At 58.4% G+C, this 19,930-nt stretch carries 17 protein-coding genes; 3 read left to right on the plus strand and 14 right to left on the minus strand.

The window, feature by feature from the left end; all coding sequences use genetic code 11:
* Positions 1-135: 135 nt before the first annotated feature.
* From HX830_RS12620 to HX830_RS12665, 10 genes are all read right to left on the minus strand, one after another.
* Positions 136-3,624, minus strand: coding sequence for a pilus assembly protein (locus HX830_RS12620; protein ID WP_177100470.1), 3,489 nt, complete (start codon positions 3,622-3,624; stop codon positions 136-138).
* Positions 3,625-3,668: 44 nt separating this feature from the next.
* The gene (locus HX830_RS12625) at positions 3,669-4,232 is read right to left on the minus strand and encodes a hypothetical protein (RefSeq protein WP_177100472.1); all 564 of its coding nucleotides are present in this window, start codon (positions 4,230-4,232) and stop codon (positions 3,669-3,671) included.
* A gap of 10 nt (positions 4,233-4,242) precedes the next feature.
* On the minus strand, positions 4,243-5,310 hold the full coding sequence (locus tag HX830_RS12630; RefSeq protein WP_177100474.1) for a PilW family protein: 1,068 nt from the start codon (positions 5,308-5,310) through the stop codon (positions 4,243-4,245).
* Positions 5,307-5,717, minus strand: a complete 411-nt coding sequence (locus tag HX830_RS12635; protein ID WP_177100476.1) for a type IV pilus modification PilV family protein — start codon at positions 5,715-5,717, stop codon at positions 5,307-5,309. The genes HX830_RS12630 and HX830_RS12635 overlap by 4 nt, the downstream gene beginning before the upstream one ends.
* Positions 5,695-6,177 carry a GspH/FimT family pseudopilin gene (locus tag HX830_RS12640; protein WP_177100478.1) on the minus strand — a complete coding sequence of 161 codons (483 nt, stop codon included), beginning with the start codon at positions 6,175-6,177 and terminating at the stop codon, positions 5,695-5,697. The genes HX830_RS12635 and HX830_RS12640 overlap by 23 nt, the downstream gene beginning before the upstream one ends.
* A gap of 2 nt (positions 6,178-6,179) precedes the next feature.
* Positions 6,180-6,581, minus strand: coding sequence for a type IV pilin protein (locus tag HX830_RS12645; protein WP_177100480.1), 402 nt, complete (start codon positions 6,579-6,581; stop codon positions 6,180-6,182).
* Between the two features lie 334 nt (positions 6,582-6,915).
* Entirely contained in the window at positions 6,916-8,283 is a 1,368-nt protein-coding gene (locus HX830_RS12650; RefSeq protein ID WP_177100482.1) for a sensor histidine kinase, read from the minus strand.
* Positions 8,259-8,924, minus strand: a complete 666-nt coding sequence (locus HX830_RS12655) for a response regulator (RefSeq protein ID WP_177100484.1) — start codon at positions 8,922-8,924, stop codon at positions 8,259-8,261. The genes HX830_RS12650 and HX830_RS12655 overlap by 25 nt, the downstream gene beginning before the upstream one ends.
* 131 nt (positions 8,925-9,055) lie before the next feature.
* The gene (locus HX830_RS12660) at positions 9,056-9,505 is read right to left on the minus strand and encodes a hypothetical protein (RefSeq protein WP_177100486.1); all 450 of its coding nucleotides are present in this window, start codon (positions 9,503-9,505) and stop codon (positions 9,056-9,058) included.
* Positions 9,506-9,533: 28 nt separating this feature from the next.
* On the minus strand, positions 9,534-10,301 hold the full coding sequence (locus HX830_RS12665; protein ID WP_177100488.1) for a COG4705 family protein: 768 nt from the start codon (positions 10,299-10,301) through the stop codon (positions 9,534-9,536).
* A 387-nt stretch (positions 10,302-10,688) separates the two neighbouring features.
* Between HX830_RS12665 and HX830_RS12670 the strand changes: the two genes are divergently transcribed.
* Entirely contained in the window at positions 10,689-11,420 is a 732-nt protein-coding gene (locus HX830_RS12670) for a helix-turn-helix transcriptional regulator (RefSeq protein ID WP_177100490.1), read from the plus strand.
* Between the two features lie 75 nt (positions 11,421-11,495).
* On the opposite strand, the gene HX830_RS12675 is transcribed toward HX830_RS12670, so the two are convergent.
* Complete coding sequence (locus HX830_RS12675) at positions 11,496-12,095, minus strand: LysE family translocator (protein WP_177100492.1); 600 nt, start codon at positions 12,093-12,095, stop codon at positions 11,496-11,498.
* Between the two features lie 375 nt (positions 12,096-12,470).
* On the opposite strand from HX830_RS12675, the gene HX830_RS12680 reads away from it, so the two are divergent.
* Positions 12,471-13,232, plus strand: a complete 762-nt coding sequence (locus tag HX830_RS12680; protein ID WP_177100494.1) for an acyl-homoserine-lactone synthase — start codon at positions 12,471-12,473, stop codon at positions 13,230-13,232.
* Between the two features lie 72 nt (positions 13,233-13,304).
* Positions 13,305-14,129: a helix-turn-helix transcriptional regulator gene (locus tag HX830_RS12685; RefSeq protein ID WP_177100496.1), complete on the plus strand. Its 825-nt coding sequence runs from the start codon at positions 13,305-13,307 to the stop codon at positions 14,127-14,129.
* A gap of 47 nt (positions 14,130-14,176) precedes the next feature.
* Here the strand turns inward: HX830_RS12685 and HX830_RS12690 are convergent, their stop codons facing one another.
* The 3 genes from HX830_RS12690 to HX830_RS12700 are packed head-to-tail and all read right to left on the minus strand — an operon-like array spanning position 14,177 to position 19,736.
* Positions 14,177-17,209, minus strand: a complete 3,033-nt coding sequence (locus HX830_RS12690) for an efflux RND transporter permease subunit (protein ID WP_177100498.1) — start codon at positions 17,207-17,209, stop codon at positions 14,177-14,179.
* On the minus strand, positions 17,206-18,309 hold the full coding sequence (locus tag HX830_RS12695) for an efflux RND transporter periplasmic adaptor subunit (RefSeq protein WP_177100500.1): 1,104 nt from the start codon (positions 18,307-18,309) through the stop codon (positions 17,206-17,208). Before HX830_RS12695 ends, HX830_RS12690 begins: the two co-directional genes overlap by 4 nt.
* Positions 18,306-19,736 (minus strand): efflux transporter outer membrane subunit, encoded by a 1,431-nt coding sequence (locus HX830_RS12700; RefSeq protein WP_177100502.1) that lies wholly within the window; start codon positions 19,734-19,736, stop codon positions 18,306-18,308. Before HX830_RS12700 ends, HX830_RS12695 begins: the two co-directional genes overlap by 4 nt.
* Positions 19,737-19,930 lie beyond the last annotated feature (194 nt).

Raw genomic sequence — 19,930 nt, forward strand, 5'->3', positions numbered from 1 at the left:
GAACTGACACGCCGATAAACAGCTGCTCAAGGCAGGGGAAAGACAAGGAACCCAGCGATTGATCAGCACTGGGTTAAAGCTATACGATCTTAAAAACCATCAATAAATATCTTTTTTGCATTAGCTTATTGCACGCTAGCCTCGCACCTCCCGCCAAAAAATCTTGTGCATGGCTGTCGCGCCCTTGCCGAGCAAGCCGAGACTGATCACGCTGTTATCGGAGCCGTGGCTAAAACTGATCACTGTCCCGTTGGAAAGAACAGCGACCACCGGACGGGATGAGAGATTGCTTCCCAGACTCCGACCTGCCCAAGGTGTGATACCCGTGGCGAAGTACGAGTTATCCAGCTGCCCGCCGGTCCCCTCATCGACTTGATACTGATAGCTATTCGAACTGCAGGCTGCGCTGGACGGGGCGTTGGAGTTCAGAATCAACGTACCGAAAGCCAACTGCATGTCCGACGTCACCCCCTCCCCGGCGGGTAAATCAAAATACCAGCCCTTTTGCGTTGAGTAGTTAACGGTGTTCTGAGTAATGGTCCGGACCCCACCCGCCGCCACGGTGACCGTCTGCGGAACAAGCACGCTACGGGGCGAACTGCCACCCGTGTAAATCGTCCCATCATCCAGAAAGGCGTAAACGCTTTGAATTTGCGTGGAGCTGAAGTCCGACGTGGCCAGAGACCGACCGGTGCCGACAAAGATCGCCGTCTTGCTGTTCACTTGCCCCACTTCAACACTCTGAGTAATGGGTTGGGTGGCGCCACTGCTGTCCTGCAAAACCGCAATGCGGGCAACGGACCAGTTCGCCGGATTGGCATCCGAGATATTGAACTTGAAGACATTTCCATTCAGATCGCCCGCATAGACAGCCGATGCGGTGATCCCATCCGAGGAATACGCTGAAAGGTGGGCCAGCCCTGCAGGAGCCAGTGAGGTTCCGTAGCCAGTAGAAATGTCACGAATCACGGCACCGGTATCAGGGTTCAGAACGAACATATGGCCCGCATAATCCCCGCTGTTGTTGTAGCCCGATGAAGCCATGACGACATATCCGGCGGCCGTATTGGTAATCAAGGGCTGGCCATAAGAAAGCCCTACGTTATTGGTCACGCTCGACGAAGTGCTGGCGTTGGGAAACTCCCATTTCACCTTCGAGGCCAGGTCCGCCGAACTGGTGGCTGCCGGGTTCGTGACATCAAGAGCGTAATAACCATTCCCTCCCGCGCGAAGCCCTGCCACCAATAAAGTCTTCCATGTCCCTGAAGAATTGACATCACGAACGGTCGGCGTGCCGTCCACAGTGAACATGTGGTTGTAGGTTTTCTGGGACAACTGGTTAAGCTTTGAAAGCACCAGGTTTGGAATATAGGCCCACAGCTCGCTACCGTTGCTGGCATCAATCGCATGCAGCATACCGTCATTACCGCCCTGATAGACGACACTCTTGCGCCCGGCAATCGTCTGACCGAAAGTCGTATAGGTACTGTCAGTCGTTATGCTCCAGGAGCGTTTGTCATTCACCATCACCGGTTCCGCATCCACCAGATCGCCCAGGACATGGGTACGAGTACGGTACAGTGTACCTTCGTTGGAACGATCCCCCTCCAACCAGTTGGCAACCGTGAGATTGTCCGTGGCGTTCGGGGAATTAAGAAGCGCTGTTTGTGTGGAACTCAGTCCCCCGGGAAACACCGCACCACTGCTACCCGTATAAGAAGCAAACTTTCTGCTCGTCCATCCCTGGGCATCCAGTGTTGACTGAAAACTCCACAGTGAGTTGGTAGCCGATGTGTTCCCCGTGGTGAGATCAATCGGTGCAGCCACCAAGTCGCCATACCAAGTGGACGCATTGAAACTGGCGATGTAGGCCGTATTGTCACCTGGCTGGATATTGATGTTGGACACGCTGATCGCGCCCCCCGCTCCCGATTTGTTCAGCAGATCGGCAATGATGCTCTTGATTGAAGCGGTGGCGCTCACACTGTCGGTGGCCAACAGCATCTTGCCACGACCGTTTATCGTTGCATGGTACAGGTCATCAACGGCAGTCGGACTGTGCGACACGTTGGGGTTGGGCCAGGTGGGGGCATAGGTGTATGGACTTTTATCTTGATTGGAGCCCGTCCCGAAAATCGTCCCCTGCGCCCCCAGGGTCATCCCATACATATTCATGTGCAGGTTAGGGTTCTTGTCCGCACTTGGGGATGTCGCATTCGGATCGTAAGGCACCCGGCCCGCTGTAAAGCTGGAACTACCAGCGGTCGTGCTGAAGTAATAAGCCGCCAAATCCGCCAGCGTGCCCGGATAGATAGTGGTATAGGGCGCGGAAGTGAACCACGGACTGGACGAATAAGTGGGAGGCGTCGTGGTCGTGGCGTCAGCAAACCCGTCAGTCACGATCATGACGCTATTGCGCTGGCAAGCGTATTGAATGTAAGTCTTGGTGGTGTCGTTCACATAAAGGCCACCAATCGTTTGCAAGAGTGTACGGGTAGGCGTACCACCAGCACCAAACACGCGATAGATCAACCCAAGCAGGTACTGGTAATTGGTCGCCGGTGTCGTTGAGTTAAGATCAACCATATTGGCCACGTTGCTGGAATCCATCCAGCGGGCGCCCATGCGAAGATTGGTCAATTGAGGCAGTACAGCAGCCATGGCAGAGGACAACATCAGTCGACGCTTGCGGTAATAGGTAAACCAATTGGCAAAGTTTTGCATTTCCGCCGTATAGCTGCGGCCCGACGGGAATATGTTGCCTGACTTGATTTCGTATCGGTGCAGCAGGCTCCCATCTGGAGCAGTTGCACACGTAGGCGTCCCGGTCGTGCACGTCGCATCCTTAACCCAATAGGTGGCCGGATAATAAGGGATCGTAATATCGTAGTACGTCGAGCCCGTATAACCCGAGCTCGTGCCCACCGTCACATTGGTGGTGATGCTGGCACTGCCGTTCTTGATTCCTGAAATCACGGCTCCCGGAATCACCATCCCGGTATAAAACCTGAACGTCCATCCGCTAGTACCGCTGGTTAGCGTATTGGTCAGGTCATAGGTCACAGTGGGCGTTTCCGTAGGGTGGATTCGAGCCGCAGTGGGAGTTGAATTGCTGTAGGTGGTCGTGGTGCCATTATAAAAATCAGGTGCCCACGGGACATAAGTTGTATTGGGATTGTAGTACAGGGGATTGTACTCATAATCTCGCAAGTAGGCGTAACTCGGAATGAAGGGTGCCGCGTAGCCCTCCCCGGCCGCCGCGGTGTCTACGTATTTCCGGGAACTATTGGGAAACAGATACTCATACTTCAGCCAGGTCGTGCTTGTCGCTCCGACAGAGTTATAGTTCGGAGCATAGTAACCACTACTATAAACATCGGAGCTATTCCATCCGGTAAAGCCGGCTTTCCCGGAAGTCGAGTTATACCATAGAGCACCGTCATTACTCGTCAGCAACACTTCGGTGTCCATCGACCCGGAATCGTCAATCCCCAGTATCATATTGGGCTCAACCACATTCAGCATGCCCAATGGAAGTTGAGCAATGTCCGTAGCCGCTGCAAAAGCCGGAGAAACAACCTCGGCCAGAAAAATCATTACAAACAGTCTCGCCAGCTTATGCATGCGCCCCCCATCCTCGATCTCTTTAACAAGACTGACTGCGTTGGTTATCTTGAAATGGTTGTCTGGGTCGTGACCATAGTGCCCTTGGGGCCAGAAGTCTTCACCGTTACCTGGTACAAAACAGGGTACGTCACCAGCGATTTACCATCTTGATTGCCGCCCCGCAGGCTGTAGCTACCGCCATTAGCCGTTGTCGGTTTTTCGACCTGGCACTGCGTTCCCGTGCTGGTGACTACAGTGACCGTACAAAGCCGCTCAATGTAGTAGGTGGAAGAATAATTACTGGACAGCGCCACTGGGGTCAGGCAACTCCAGCCATCTCCACTGGAGCAAGGGAGGGGTAAACCGTTGGCATCTCTATTGGTCAGAATGGTTGGGGAGTAGACATTGGGATCAGCCACTGTCAAATCTGCCTTACCGGCGATATAGGTCTTGACCCTTGTCAATATGCTATCGGAGGCGCTCAAGGCCCCTTCCCGGTAGGAGTAGTTCCCGACACTGGTGACATTCATCGTTACGGAGCGGATCAACCCAACCGAGGCAATCAAAAATATCGTCAGCAACACAAGGGTGAGAATAAGCACCGCACCTTTCTGGTTATTTTTCATCACCACCTCCTTATTGAGCCGTGGCCCAAGCCAAGCTACGCAGTGGTGTTACCGTCGTGTAGGTCTTGTAAAAATAGCACCGCCAATCAGGAATCAGGACTGTGCTGTCTGTGTTGGTCAGGGCCGACACATCTACCGAACCTGAACCATTCGCCGCATTCTGCCAACTATCAAAATTGATGGTCGCATTCGTTGTGCTTGTGCAATTAGCTGCGTTGGCTTGTTTTTCTCGATTCCCTGAACGAACCACTATGCCCGTTCGTATGGCCTTCAAGCTATTGAGCTGACTGGGAAGCTGGTCTTGCCATGTCAGTCCAAGACCACTGTTCACACCGTATTGCGCTCTCAAGAAAACCACCCCGTCGGCGACGATGCTAACCTTACCGGTAATTTTGTTCTTGAATTTCAACATTGCACTTTCCGAGTACCATTCCTGATAGTTGAAAACCTGCTCAGGTACGATATAAAAATCCGCGGCATAAGTGGGCACCCCGGCAATGGCCTGGTTATATTCCGCCGTCGCTGACAAACCTATATTCACCATTCCGGCACTGCCGTTTACAGCATTGGGGGCCGTCGCGCGCCGCAAGGTGCAATCAGCGCCACTCCCCGCGGAACTATAAGCCAGCAGAATATCGTCTCCGGTCGCCACCGAGCCGACAAGAGGCACACCGATATCGTCGTTGGGGTTGGCCAATGACACTGAAACCTTAAGCAGTGAAGCCGCGCTGCCACCGCTGCCATAGGCAAAGATGACATGATTGGAGTTGGGGTCTGTCGTCACATCGAGCTTTATCATATCCAGCTCGATGCCTGAATTCGTATTCGTTGCCGTAGTTGAATAAAGATGGGTGCAGATTTGACCGTAATTGCTGATCAGTCCGGCCCCGGCCATTTCAAGCGCCGTGTTGATGGTCTCGGCAGCCGTAGTCCCGTTACTGTTAGCGGTGTTAGAGGCGATGTTGCTCATTCTCCCCGCGTCATAGGAGATGGCCAGCGAGGTGGCGGCGAGCGACATGATCAAGCCGATCACCATTGCCAGCATTGCTTCAATAAGAGAGAAGCCCTTTTGCCTCATAACGTCTTATCTACCTGGAAAGGAACGCTGTAGGTATTCACAACATTATCCTGGGGCATTTGCCATTGAATCGTAATCAAACAAGTTCCGTCAGCCGCCACGCTCACCGTGGGATCGATGGCCCCCGGCAATTTTTTGACTTCCACAGCCCAAGCGGCAGCCGAACTGGTAGTGCCCGCCCCCGGATAAGCGTAGTTTGCAAGGTTCGAGGCGTCCGACACCATCTGACCGTACAGCACTTTAGCCAGATTGGTGGCCTTTACCCGATCATCCGATTTGGCAGACTCGTTTGACAGTTTCGCTTGCAGGGCGGCATTGCCCAACAAACCAACCGTCATGATCAAGAGTGCGATCAAACACTCAATCAGCGAGAATCCGTGCTGCTTACGAGCAAAAGTTCGAGGCATTTCTGTCACCTTGCGAAGGGTTGCAAACCTTGATAAAACCGCCGCCATATGCCTCAACTTTCAGGCAAGCATTACTTGCCGGGCAGGAAGCGTTTGTAATCGAGATGACATAGGATGCCGAGGCCGCAATCTGCCCAGTAGAAGTGAACGTAATCGCGCCGGCGGGATTTTGGCTGATCGTTGTCCCAGTGCCCGCCCCCGCCAAACTTATGGTTTTAGCATAGTTACTGCCTGCGAGCGTGACTGCTGTAGCAGTGAGGGTGGCGGAAACTGACGTATTACGCTTCAGCGCCTCGGATCGGGCTTCCTGGAGGGCCGAAAAAATCACGTCCGCGGTGGACTTTATGGTGTTGTTGGAAATGACATCGCTCAATGACGGAAGCCCCCAGGCCATCACGATACCCATGATTGCAATGGCAACCATGGTTTCCAACAGCGTCACCCCCGCTTGGCGGTGCATGATCAGCACTCCGACCCGGTAATGATCCAACAGGCACTGTTAGAAGATCCGGTGGTCGCCTTGTTGCCTTGCTCGTCAATGGTGTAATTCGTGCCCGCCACCGACCCTGTTCCGCTGGCCGTATAGGTATAACCCTGCCCACCATTATTGGTGGCACAGGTAATCGTAAAATTAGTCGTATTGACGGGAGGCACGCCACAGACACTACCATTCTGGTAGGTTTGGGTATTTTGATAATAGGATTCCATCTTGACCTGCAAGGCAGCCAAAGCGTTAGCCCCTTCAGATAATTTGCTGCGATTAACATAACTCGAATACGACGGATAGGCGATGGCAGCCAAAATTGCAACAACTGCCACAGTAACCATTAGTTCAACCAATGTAAAACCGCGCTGTTTTTTCATAACCTGGCACCAAATTGTTGTGAATAGCATTTTATCTTATTTACCTCACCCCCTTGACCTCACAGAGGTTAAGCCTTTGTAGGTTCGGCCGCTATGGCCTTTTGACATTTCAGGCTATACCTTTGATAAAAGAGCACTCAAGCGCCTGCACACAAACCCAACGAGCCTACAATGCCTCGATTACTGTTCAGTGATGAGCGCGGGTTAAATCCGGAGAAAATGCGGCAACTCACACACGGTCTATGCCTCACAGCAAAAAACCGGTCATCATGTATCGGCCGGCCTTGGCGAAACTTGCCCAACACTTTCGGAGGCAGGAACCCCCTGCAAAAATTCAATGACCGTCTGACGCCGCCAGCGGCCACCACAACGAAACCCACAACCCTCGCTGCGCCACCTCATCGCAGTACGCCAGGCGGATACGCGCTCCGGTACGCTCGGCAATGGCCTTGACAATGGACAGCCCCAGTCCGGAACCGACTGCTTGGCTGCCCAGGCTGCGATAGAAGGGATCGAACACCCGCTCGCGTTCTTCAACGCCGATACCGGGGCCGCTGTCCTTGACCTGCAATAGCACCCCACCCTGCTCCCGGCTGACCCACAGGTCGACCCGGCCACCGGCGGGCGTATAACGAATGGCGTTGTCCACCAGATTCCTGACCAGCGCCAGCAGGTCGATCTCGCTGAGCGCCAGGTGCACGTCCTCTGCCCCTTCGACACCGATATCGATCTGCTTGAGTTCGGCCAGCGGCAATAAGTCCTCCAGTACCCGACGATAGACCGCGTGCACCGAGACCGGCGCACTGGACGGCATCGCGTTCGACTGGGCGGTGGCCAGCGCCAACAGTTGCTCGATCAGGCTCTTGCCCCGCTCGATGCCCCGCCGCAAGACAAACAGGCGCTCCCGGGCCAGCCCCGACATCTCGGTGGCAGCCAGCCGCTCGGCTTGCAGGGACAGTGCAGTCAGCGGCGAACGCAATTCGTGGGCGGCGTCAGCAACAAAACGCTGTTGGCTTTCCATCGACTGGGCGACCCGGCCGAGCAGGCGATTGATCGCCAGCACAAAGGGCCGGACTTCTGCCGGAACATGATTTTCGTCAATCGCGTGGAGCTCCTGCTCGCCACGCCGATCGATCTCCGCCGCCAGCACCGTGATAGGCCGGAACAACTTGCGCAACAGGTCAGCCACCACCAGCAGCAGCACGGGAAACAGGATCAGAAACGGCAACAGGCCGCGCCAGGCACTTTCACGGGCATCCCTGTCACGGATACCGGTTTCCTGGGCCACCGCGATGCGCTGACCGTTGCCCAAGGTCCTGACCAGCACCCGGAACGGTTCGCCAGCAACCGTCAGCGTCGACAGGCCATCGGCCAGGGTCGCCGGTAGCGGCAGCGGTCCACCGGTCTCGACATTGGCCGGGGCTCGCTTGTCATCGCCCAGATACTGCACGGTCACCCGGGACTCTTCATCGTCGCCGGCAACCACGCCCTCCGGCCGTGGATAGGCCAGCGTCATCTGCTGGCGCTCGAACAGCACGGCCACCTGATGCAGGGTGTTGTCCTGCATTTCGAGGGCCTCGTCGAAAGCCGAGACAAAGGCAAAGACTCCGGCCAGCAGGGCGACGATCAGAATCGCCAGCGACAGCGAGACCGACAGCCTGAGCTGGACCGACTCACTCAGGCGTTTTTTGAAACCATCCATCCCATGCCCCTGACGTTCTTGATCACGTGGCTGCCCAGCTTGCGTCGCAAGCCGTGGATCAGAAACTCCACCGCGTTGCTTTCCACCTCGTTGCCCCAACCATAGATCCGGTCTTCCAGATCGCTGCGCGAGAGAATCGCCCCCGGTCGGATCAGCAGGGCCTGCAACAAGGCAAACTCGCGACTGGAGAGCTGGACCTCGGGGATTGCCACGGTACTGGCTTGTTTCGAGATCAGGTCGAGGGAGACCACGCCGTTGCTCAGTTGCGACAGCGCGGTACCGCCCTTGCGGCGCAGGACGGCGCGCATGCGCGCGAGCAATTCAGCCATGTCGAAAGGTTTGAGCAGATAGTCGTCGGCACCGCCATCCAGGCCCTCCAGGCGATCATCGAGGCTGTCGCGGGCGGTGATGATCAACAGCGGCACGCCGTTACCGCGGGCGCGAATACAACCCAGCACTTCGAGCCCGTCCTTGCCCGGCAGGCCGAGATCGAGCAGCACCAGGTCATAGTGCTGGGTGTCCAGCGCCGTGAGGGCGGTCGTGCCGTTGTTGACCCAGTCGGCGGCGTAACTGGCATCCATCAATGCGCCCTGGATCGCCTCACCGATCATGGGATCGTCTTCGACCAGTAATACCCGCATATCCCTCTCCGCTAAAAAAAGACTCGGCGCTCATCCTGCGTGATGATTGCCGAGCCTGCATTGAAGCACCTGTTCACCCGTGCACGAAGCGATTTATCCGGCCAACAAAATTCGAACCGGGTGACTCAAGATCATTTTTTACCTTGCATGGCGTTGAAGGTTTTCAGCAACTCATCCATCGTCGCCTTGCAGTCGGCCTGTTTCGGGCTGCCGGCACGCAGGGCATCCAGCGAGTTGTCGATGGCCTTGTCGAGCACGTGCCAATCGCTCGCGGCACGCGGCTTGAGGCCGGCTTCGGCGGAGTCCCAGGCCAGCTCCAGGTCCTTGATCCGCGTCTTGGCGCCCGCCAGATCGTTCTTCTCGACCAGGGCGGCGACATCGACGGCAATGTTCTGGAAGGCCGACAGGTCGCCGAGTTTCGAGGCCGGTGCCTGGCTTGCTGCCACAGGTGCGCTGGCCGTGCCCGGTGCCGCGGCAACCTTGGCCGCGTCAGTGGGTTTGGAGCAGCCGGCGGCCAGGCCGAGGACGGCAATCACGGAAAGAACAGCGGCTTTGCGCATAACGGTTTGAACGTTGAACATGACAATTCCTTAGGTGTATTTGAATGGGTTATCGAGTGACGAGCTTGCGGCTGCCGACGCTGAACTGCGCGACGACCACCAGGATCAGGATGACGCTGAGGAAGATCGCGCTGGTCCAGGCGGCGCCCATGCCCAGGCCGCCGTAGGTCTTGGCCTGGGTCAGCAGGTCGCCCAGGGACGCACCGAACGGACGGGTCAGGATGTAGGCGATCCAGAAAGTCAGCACGGCGTTGCCGCCCAGGCGCCAGGCGATCAGGGTCAAGGCGATCAACCCGGCGAAAATCAGCGAACCGAGGGTGAAGCCAAGCCCCAGGGCCTCGGTGGCCAGGTCGCCCGCCGCCGTACCGAGAGCAAAGGTGCAGAGCACTGTCGTCCAGTAGAACCACTCCCGGCGCGGCGTGACGATTTCATTGATCGAAAGGTTGCGTTCGCGGGCATACCAGATGCCGAAATTGATCGCCAGCAACACCGAGAAGATCGCCGTGCTGACATACAGGCTGATGCCCAGCTTGTCCGTGAGCAGGTCGGTGATCTGCGTCCCGACCACACTCACCAGCACCACGCTGAGCCAATAGATCCAAGGGGTGTAGGCACGGGTTCGCAACTGGCCGAACAAGGCGATGGCCAGCAGTACGGCCATGCCGATGCTGGTCAGGCCCTGCCCCAGGCCGGCGTCGACAGCGAGGAAATCGGCCGCGGTTTCGCCTACGGTGGTGGACATGATCTTGATCACCCAGAAGGACAGTGTCACTTCCGGAACCTTGTTCAGCCAGTCGGCTGTGGTCAGCGCTTTCATCTGCGGACGTCTCCTTAACGGCGCCACAATCGGCGCAGGGAGGAGACTACCCAGGTAAACTTAGCTGAGACTGAGGGGGCGGCGCTATCGAACGGTTCCGTCAGGCCTGAGGGAGGAATGAAGAGAGCGGCGCTCTGATCCCATTACATCCCCCTGCGATTATCCCGAAACTCTTAATACGCCCTTAATCATCGAGAAAACTTGACCACTTGGCCGAGCCGACGAAAGCACGAAGCGTCAAAAATAAGTGATTTAATCACCCTTGCGTCAAATTATGTTTTCTATTTGACACATATTGAAATGGTTTTCGGGCGATGCTATAAGTCAGACATACCCCATTTGGATCCATATAACAGAGCACATCCAGCCAACCGGAGCCCGCTTGTCATGCCTAAACTCCGCACAATCAAACATACGTTTGACTTGGTTAGAGAAGTTGAGAACAACATCCCTGGGGCCAGCACAAAAACCTATGTAGATGTCTTGACCTGGGTATTCTATAAACTGGAAATAACACGATTTGCCTATGTCTACCTCGATTCGCACTTAGTTGATAACGGTGATATCTCGATCCATAGCAGCTACCCCGCCGAATGGGTTGAGACCTACCGCAAGCAGGCGCTCTACAAGTCCGACCCGGTGATGGCCAACGCGGCCATCACTTCGCGGCCGTTCTTCTGGACGACGGTAAACGATTGCACTCATGCGCCCAGCAAAGTCTTCGAACAATCCGCGCGCTATGGCATTGATCAAGGCTTCAGCATTCCCCTTCATGAGCCCGGCAGCGCCTTTGGTTCCCTGCACCTGCCCTGTGTTGAGGGCGACCCTGACTTTGATCGTATCGTCCAGTCGAACATGTTCCTGATCAAGGCCATCGGAACCATTGCCCATCAATATCGACCGATTGAGGTGAGCCAGGAAGAGCTTCTCTCGCTGAGTCCCAGGGAAATTGAATTCCTCCACTGGCTGGCCCTCGGCAAGAATTACCAGGAAATCGGCCTGATCATGAATATCACTGAAAGGACGGTGAAATTCTACGCCAAGAAAATCACCGAAAAAATGGGCTGTACCAATGTCAAGCAGGCCATGGTCAAGGCCATTCGGCACAATATCTTTTAACTGTCCACGCTCGAGTCGCCCCCCCTTCATCGCCGCACAGGTCTCGCACTTGCGGGGCCGACTCACGTGTTCTCGTCACGCCAATATTACTTTCGAGGCCAAGTTATACAATGCCATACTGGCAAACAAACCAATGACCAATGAAACAAATCTATTGACCCGATTACCAGATATTATCGATGGCAGATTGCGCCCAAAGACCGCTCCCAGTCCCACCCAAACAATCCCCACGGGAAGAATAACCAGGGAGAAGATCGCCATGAATGAAAGATAACTTTCCAGGTGCATGAAGGTTCCGGCGGGGGCAACGAACGAAGCAAAAAACAGCCCTTTCGGATTGGTCAGTGTCGCCAGGAACAGCGCCGAAACCGAGATGGCAGCGGGCTTGCCTGACGTATCCAGATGCACCGAAAACCACAGCTTCAGCGAAATGTAGAACAGGAAAACCACCGCGAGGATCTTCGTCGCCACCACCACCCAGCCGTAATTGGCGGTCAGCGCATCGATGGATATACCCCAGGCGGAAATCTGGATCAGGTAGGCCATCCATTCGGCAAGAATCAACTTCAGTGAATAACCGCCCAGACCGCGACTGACCCCAGACTGCAGCAGCAGCGAATTGGTCGGCCCTGGCACCAGTAATACCGTGAGCATTGCAATTGCAATGTAATACATGCCCCCCCCGAAAATCCAAAATAGATTTATTTTCCAGTCGACTTATTTTCCAGAGTGGAAAATCCGTTTTCCTATTAACAGCAAAAACACCCTTGCCTTTGTTGCAGCTTGATGAATTCGCGTCCAGACTCTTCAAATAGAAGGCCAACTCGTGAGCATTGTCACAGCGACGGGGACCACCTTCTTATAATCCCCCCACCCATCACAGTTATCGTACAACCTGCCAAACACCGATAAACAGCCGGATCAGCGAAAGTCTCACGACGACAATTAAACAGTACTTTGCCCTCGCCAGCCACCTGCACTTAAGTACAGTTGCCGCGCTTATACAGGATCACTATAAATAAGCACCTCCTCCCTATCCGCGACGTACTTATGATCGGCTATTTCCCTCACTCGTACATTTTCTCCGAGCACTCGTACATTTTCTCCGACGTGCATATCGCTATCGCCAGCTACAGCGAACTGCCGACCCAGGCATTAGAGCAAATACTCAGTATCCGCAAAGCCGCTTTTATCGATCGCCGGAAATGGGATATTGAAAGCTACTCCGGCAGCGATTATGAATTCGATGAATATGACAATGATGATGCGATCTATATTTACTCCCACAAAGGGCCACTGGTGACCGGTTGTGTCAGACTTCGCCCCTCCTGTAAACCGACCCTGATGTGTGGCGCCTTGAGCTTCATGCTCAGTGACGATCTGTCCAGGCCCGACCCGTTTGACTGCTGGGAGGCCACCCGCTTTGCGCTGTTGAGCACCGACACATCGAGCAACGACTTCAGCAAGACCAAAGTTGATTTTCGTACCGCCGCACTGTTCATGGCAATGTTACAGTTTGCCCGTAGCCAAGAGGTCAGCACTTATGAGGTTATTGTAGATGCCATGATGGAAAAAATTCTAAGGCGCTCTGGCTGGGCCCTCCATCGACACAATGTGGCACAAGGCAGCAAGGGTGAGAAAGTCATCTATGGCACCTTGGAGTGTACGCCCAGAATCTATGACAATATGCTCAAGATAAATCATATGCAGTGCCTGACAGGCGATCAGCCGCCGTTGATTGCATTGCCTGCCGTCGATTACGGCGCGACTCATTTAAGCAACGAAACTCGTTATATGACCCAAATAAACTAATACGTACCAATAATCCTCATGGACCGTGGGCGGCGCTTGCCGATGTGCCCAGAATAAAAAAATGGAGAACGGATGAACTTGCAAAGACTTTTCCCGTCAGTCGGCAAAGTGATTGCCAACACCGGCAACCGTAATTTTCCGCGCGTGCTGCATGACCTGATTGCTGCCCAACTGCCCGTCGACGCCACGCACATCACCGAGTTGCGGATCGACACCGCGAATGCCGCACAGTCGATCACCTCGAGTATCGGTGGCGTGGGCATCAGCCCGATCTGCACCGACACCCTGATGAATGCCTCGTCGGTCAAGCAGCCCGCCCAGCCAGGTGACGACACCTGGCCGGCACCTCAAACCGAGCTGGCCTGCTGCCAGCGAGCGTCCACGCAGCACGCTTCCCCCAACCACCTGCACCTGATATGCCGCACGAAAAATCGCTGCTACGCACTGTCGGTCTATCGATCCAATCCGTCCCTGGGGTTTTCCACGCAGGAACGCGCGCTCCTCCAGGATTTCTCCTGCCTGTTGCTGCCCATGATAGGCGAGCATATCGAGGCCCTGTTGCCGACGCCGGTCCGTCAGGAAGCCCTCTCGATCACCCAGGAGCTGGAAAACGGCGGCATGGATGCCTTGCGTCTGCGCTTTATCGAACGCCTGGAGATGTCCGGGTTGAATCTGTCCTCACGGGAAACCGAAGTCTGCGTCGGCCTGCTGGCCGGGCGTACGGCACCGGAACTGGCCGACCAGCTGGCGCTACGGGTCAATACAGTGGAAAGCTATCTCAAGCGTGCCTCCATCAAGATGGGCATCGGCGGTCGTCGTTCGCTGATCCGCTGGATGCATTCGGCGGACGCCAGGACGGGCCTGGAAAACACCCTCGCCCTGCAAAACGCCCTCTGACGTTTTGCTCTCATTCGTGAAAACACCTCGATAGCAGCCTGTTGCATCTATCGAGGTGTGCGAAAGAACCGCTTGACCCCTTCAAGCCCATCATCGACATACGTAAAGATCACCGGCACCACCAACAGGCTGAGCACCGTCGAGGCCAACAGGCCGCCGATCACCACCACCGCCATCGGCTGGCGGAAACTCGACTCCCCTCCCCATCCCAGCGCCGTCGGCAGCATGCCCGCGCCCATTGCGATGGTGGTCATCAGAATCGGCTGTGCCCGTTTGTGGCAGGCATCGATCAACGCCTCATAGCGGCTCATGCCCTGATCACGACGGGCCATGATCGCGTACTCCACCAATAGAATAGAGTTCTTGGTCACGATCCCCATCAGCATCAGCAAGCCGATGACCGAGGCCAGGGAAAAGCTCATCCCACCGATCAACAGCGCCAACAAGGCTCCGCCCAACGACAGGGGCAAGGCCGAGAGGATGGTCAGCGGCTGCATGAAGTCATGGAACAGCAGCACCAGCACCGAATAGACACAGAACACGCCGACGGCCATGGCCAGGCTGAAGTTGCCGAACAACTCGCTCATCAACTGCAACTCGCCCTGCTCCACCAGTTTCACTTGGGCCGGCAGGTGCTGCATCACCGGCAACTGCCTGGCCTGCTCCATCACCTCGCCCAGATTGCGCCCATTGAGTTCAATGGACAGGGTGATATTGCGCAGGCGATCGAGCCGATCGATCTGCGCCGGGCCGCTGCCCATGCTGATCTGCCCCAGGGAAGCCAGCGCGACCTGGCCGTCACGGCCCTTGACCCGTAACTGGGCGATGGTCTCCAGGTCACTGCGCACCTGCGGTTGCATGCGCACCCGGACATCCACCTGGCGCTGGGACAGATTGATCTTGCCCAGGGACGATGAAAAATCGCCGTAGGTGGCCATGCGCAAGGTGTCGGCAATGTCCTGGCTACTGATGCCTTGTTCGGCTGCGCGGACAAAATCCGGACGCATCTGGATTTCCGGGCGCTGCACCGCCGTGCTCGACGTCACGTTGCCGATGCCCTTGAGTTGCCGCAACTGCGGCTCAAGGGCCGTGGCGGTACGTTCGAGCAAGTCGCCGTCATCGCTGGCCAGGACGATTTGCAGGCGTTCGCCACTGCTGTCGCCGCCGACATTGACCCTCACCCCGGGCAACCCCCGCAGGGCGTCGCGCATCTTCGCTTCGACCGCCGACTGTTTGAGCTCGCGCTGGTTGCGCGGTAGCAGGTCGACGGTCAGGACCGACTTGCGATTACCACCGCCGGCGATATCGCCACTGCCCACTGCGGCGAAAACGTGGGCCACTTCGGCGATGGCGCGCAGGCGCGCATCGGCCTGCAGGGTGATCGCCGCCGTCTGCGCCAGGCTGCTGCCCGGCGGCAATTCCAGGCTGATGGTGCTGCGGGCATTGTCCTGGGCCGGCAGAAAGCTGGTGGGCAGCAGCGGAATCAGCGCCAGGGAGCCGAGCAACAGCACGCCGACCAGGGCCATGGTGGCCTTGCGCCGGGTCAGGCTGGCGTGGATCCAGCCCAGGTAACGAGTCATCAAGCGGCTGTCATGCTCGACATGCGGCCCGGCCTTGAGCACATACGCCGCCATCATCGGCGTCAACAAGCGCGCCACCAACAGGGAAAAGATCAACGCCGTGCTGGCGGTCACGCCGAACTGCCGGAACAGCTTGCCGGAAATCCCGCCCATAAAGGCCGTGGGCAGGAACACCGCCACCAGGGTCACGGTGGTTGCCAGCACCGCCAGGCCGATTTCGTCGGAAGCCTCGATCGCCGCCTGCCGTGGACTTTTGCCCATACGCAGGTGCCGCGCGATGTTCTCCACCTCGACGATGGCATCGTCCACCAGGATGCCGATCACCAGGGCCAGGGCCAACAGGGAAATGGTGTTGAGGGTGAAGCCAGCGAAATACATCACGCCGAAGGTCGGGATGATCGACAGCGGCAGTGCCGTGGCAACGACAATGGTGGCCCGCCAGTCCCGCAGAAACCACCAGACCACCAGGACGGCCAGCAACATGCCCTCGTACAACAGCGCCATGGAACCGCGATAGTTGTCCAGCACCGGTGCAACGGTGTTACTCGCCTCTTCGACGTGAATATCCTCGTGTTGCCCGGCAAACCGGCTCATCGCCTGGCGGACATCGGCGGTCACCCCGACGTCGGAAAAGCCCAGGGAGCGGATCACCTGGAAGCCGATCAGCGGCTGGCCGTCGCGATAAGCCCGGGTGCTGCGCTCGGCATGGGTATCACGCACCGTGGCCAACTGCTGCAAGGCGAGCATGCGCCCGTCACTGATGGGAATGCGGATGGCCCCGAGCGCCGCCGGATCGTCGATAGCGCCGAGGATGCGCAAGGCCTGCTGGCCGCTGCCGAGGTCACCCTGGCCGCCGGAATTGTCTTTCTGCATGGCCCGCAGGCGGCCGGCCACGTCGTTCACGCTCAGGCCCAGGCCGGCCATCATCGCCGGGTCGAGGTCGACCTGGACTTCGCGGTCCACGCCACCGACCCGGACGATCTTGGCCACCCCGCGTACCGCCAGCAGTTGCTTGCTCAGTTCATTGTCGACAAACCACGACAAGGCCTCTTCGTCCATCCGCGGTGCGCCGATGACATAGGTCAGCAGCGCCGAGGTATTGGTGGTCAGGCGCGATACCGACGGCGTATCGAGGTTCGCCGGCAACTCCGGCGTGGCGCTGTCCACCGCATTGCGCACCTCATTGAGGGCTTCGTTGCCGTCCTTGTCGATGGCAAAGGTCACGTTGATGCTCACGCTGCCGTCGGCAATCAGCGTGGTGACATGTTGCAACAGCCGTAGCGAGGTCAGTTTGTCCTCGATCTTGCGTGCCACCTCGGTTTCCAGCTGCTCGGGCGCCGCGCCTTCCAGCGAGGCACTGATGACGACTGTGGGCAGATCGGTGTCCGGGAAGTCCTGGATGCCGAGGCGTTCCAGGCCGAACACACCGAACAGGGTAAGCAGCACGAACAGCATGACCGCCGGGACCGGGTAACGAATCGACAACGCGGAAATATTCATCGGGCCAGGGCCTCGCTGCCGACCAGGGTCACACTCGCCCCGTCACTGAGGAATGCGCCGCCACTGCGCACGATCCGCGCCTGTTCCGCCAGGCCGCCGACGATCTCCAGCGCCTGCCCGCGACGGCGCCCGACCTCTACGCCCTGTTGGTTGACATGCATGTCCTGGCCCAGCACAAACACGTAGGAACGCCCATCGCGCAGGACCACGGCGGTGTCCGGAACGGTCAGCGCCGCACGGGTCGGCAGTTCGATACGGCCGCTGGCGTACATGCCGGCCCGCGCCATGGAGCCCCTCGGCAAGGACACATAGACCAGCGCCCGGCTGGTCTTGCTGTCGAGTACCGGCGAGACCAGCCGCACCCGCCCTTCGACCTGCGTGCCACCTGGCAGCGTCACGCGGGCGGGCTGGCCGGCCCGCACTCCCGACAACTGTTGCGCGTCCAGTTCAGCCTGCCATTCAATACGGCCATCACGAATCATCCGGAACAGTTCGGCGCCAGCCGCCACCACGTCGCCGAGCAAGGCCTTGCGGGCGGAGATGATCCCGTCGTCCACCGCGACGATGCGGGTCTGTGTCAGCTTGATGCGGGTGGTGCGCAGGTCGGCGTTCGCCGCCGCCAGATTGGCCTCGGCGGTCTGCACCTTGACCCGATATTCTTCCAGTTGCTGCTCCGACAAGGCCCCGCTCTGCCCGACCAATGCCGCACGCCGCGCATTGGAACGGGCCTCCTGCAACTGCGCAACGGCCTGGGCGACCGCGGCTTTCTGCTTGTTTTCCTCGGCCAGCACGCTGTCATCGGCCAAGGTCGCGAGCACCTGGCCCTGCTTCACCCGGTCACCGATATCGGCGTTCAAGCTGGCGATGCGCAGGCTGCCGGTTTCGGCACTGATCACGGCTTCCTGCCAGGGCGCGAGCGCACCGCTGGCCAGCAACTCCTGCGGCCAGTCTTCGCGGCGCGGCTGAACCGTCTCGACACTCAGGCTGGTGGCCGGCACGACCGCGGCAGCCGGTGCCGAGGCGGCGCGACCAAACAGCAGCCACCCCGAAAGTGCCAGGGCGGCAACCGCCAGCAGCCCATAACCCAGGCTCGACTTCATGCCCCGCCTCGCGTCGGTGCGGCGCCGGCAAGTCCCGCGCGATTATCCTGCCAGCCACCGCCCAGGGCCTTGTACAGCGCGATCCAGTAGCGCACCTGATTCTGCTGCAAGGTGATCAGCTCGATCTGCGCCGACAACGCCGAACGACGGGCCAACTCACGATCCAGCAGGCTGGCGTTGCCGGCGTGCCAGTTACGATCGATGGCCTGGAAATATTCCTGGTAACCGTCGGTGGCGCGCTGCGCATCGACTTCCGAATGCCGCGTGGCATCCAGGCGTACCAGCGATTGCTCGACCTCCATGACCGCCGTGCGCAGGGTCTGTCGATAGGTCGCCAGGGCCGCGTCGTACCCGGCCCGGGCCGAGTCCACCGCAGCCCGGCGCTTGCCACCATCGAACAGGGGCACGCTGAGTTGCGGGCCGAGGCTCCAGTTCCGGCTGTAGGCGCCGCTGGTGTTGCCCACGGCAAACGAGCCGACCAGGCTCAGGCTCGGTAGTCGGTCGGCCTGGGCAGCGCCGATCTGTGCATTCGCCGCGGCCAGCTCGCGTTCGCTGGAGGCCAGGTCCGGGCGCTGGCGCAACAGGTTGGCGGGAATTTCCCGCACGTCCAGCAACGCCGGCTCGGGCAGCCGCGCCGGCGTCTGGGCGAGCACTTCGCGCACCTGTTCTTCGGCGCCGCCGGTCAGGGCCACCAGGCTCTTGAGCAACACATCACACTCGCTTTGCTGATTGGTCAGGGTCGCGCTGCTGGCGGCGGCGCTGGCATCGGTCAGCGCGGCGTCGGCGGCGGAGGTGAAGCCGGCCTGGAACGACAGCCGGGTCAGGCGTGCGGTCTGGTCCTGGGATTGCGCCTGGTCTCGGTAAGCGTTCACCAGCATCTGGCAGCCGCGGTATTGCACGAAGTCATCACCGACCTCGGCGGCCAGCGACACCCGGGCGTCATGCCAGTCATCGACACGGGCCTCAAGCAAGTTGCGCGACGCTTCGTCGGTGCGCCGCAGCTTGCCGAACAGGTCCAGTTCCCAGGCCGCATCAAGGGTGGCACCGGAGGTGGTGCCGCGCTGCTTCAACCCGCTCTGGCGCAGGCCGGCCCGGGCCTTGGTCAGCCCGCCGTTGAGCTGCGGCTGGGCGTCGGCGATGCTGCCGGCCAGGGTTGCGCGGGCCTGGGCGATACGCGCCAGGGCCCGATCAAGGGAAGGGCTGTCCACCTCGGCCAGCTGCAGCAGGGTCGCCAGCGCCGGGTCATTGAACTGCTGCCACCAATCGTGCAACCCCACCACCGTTGCCCCATGGGGCAACGGCGCATGCCACTGGCGAGCCACGGCCACTGCCGGCAAGTGGTAATCCGGCCCCAAGGTACAACCGCCCAACAGCGTCGCGAACAACATCGACAGCAGGCGGTGGGCGGCAGGTTTGGCGATAGGCATAACGCTCTCGAAGACACCTAGGCACAGGCGTCCTGGGAAATAGGAAAACGGGTGATGGCGCAGACGGCTACGAGGGCCGGCGCGGTGTTTTCTTCCCGCGCCATAAAGTCCTTTCGTGGCACGCATTTAACCCCAGCAGCCACGGCCTGTCTGGCGTGGAAAACGGGGACATCCCGGACGCAATAAAGTGGCGA

Source organism: Pseudomonas gingeri (assembly GCF_013385425.1).
Taxonomy (GTDB): Bacteria; Pseudomonadota; Gammaproteobacteria; order Pseudomonadales; family Pseudomonadaceae; genus Aquipseudomonas; species Aquipseudomonas gingeri_D.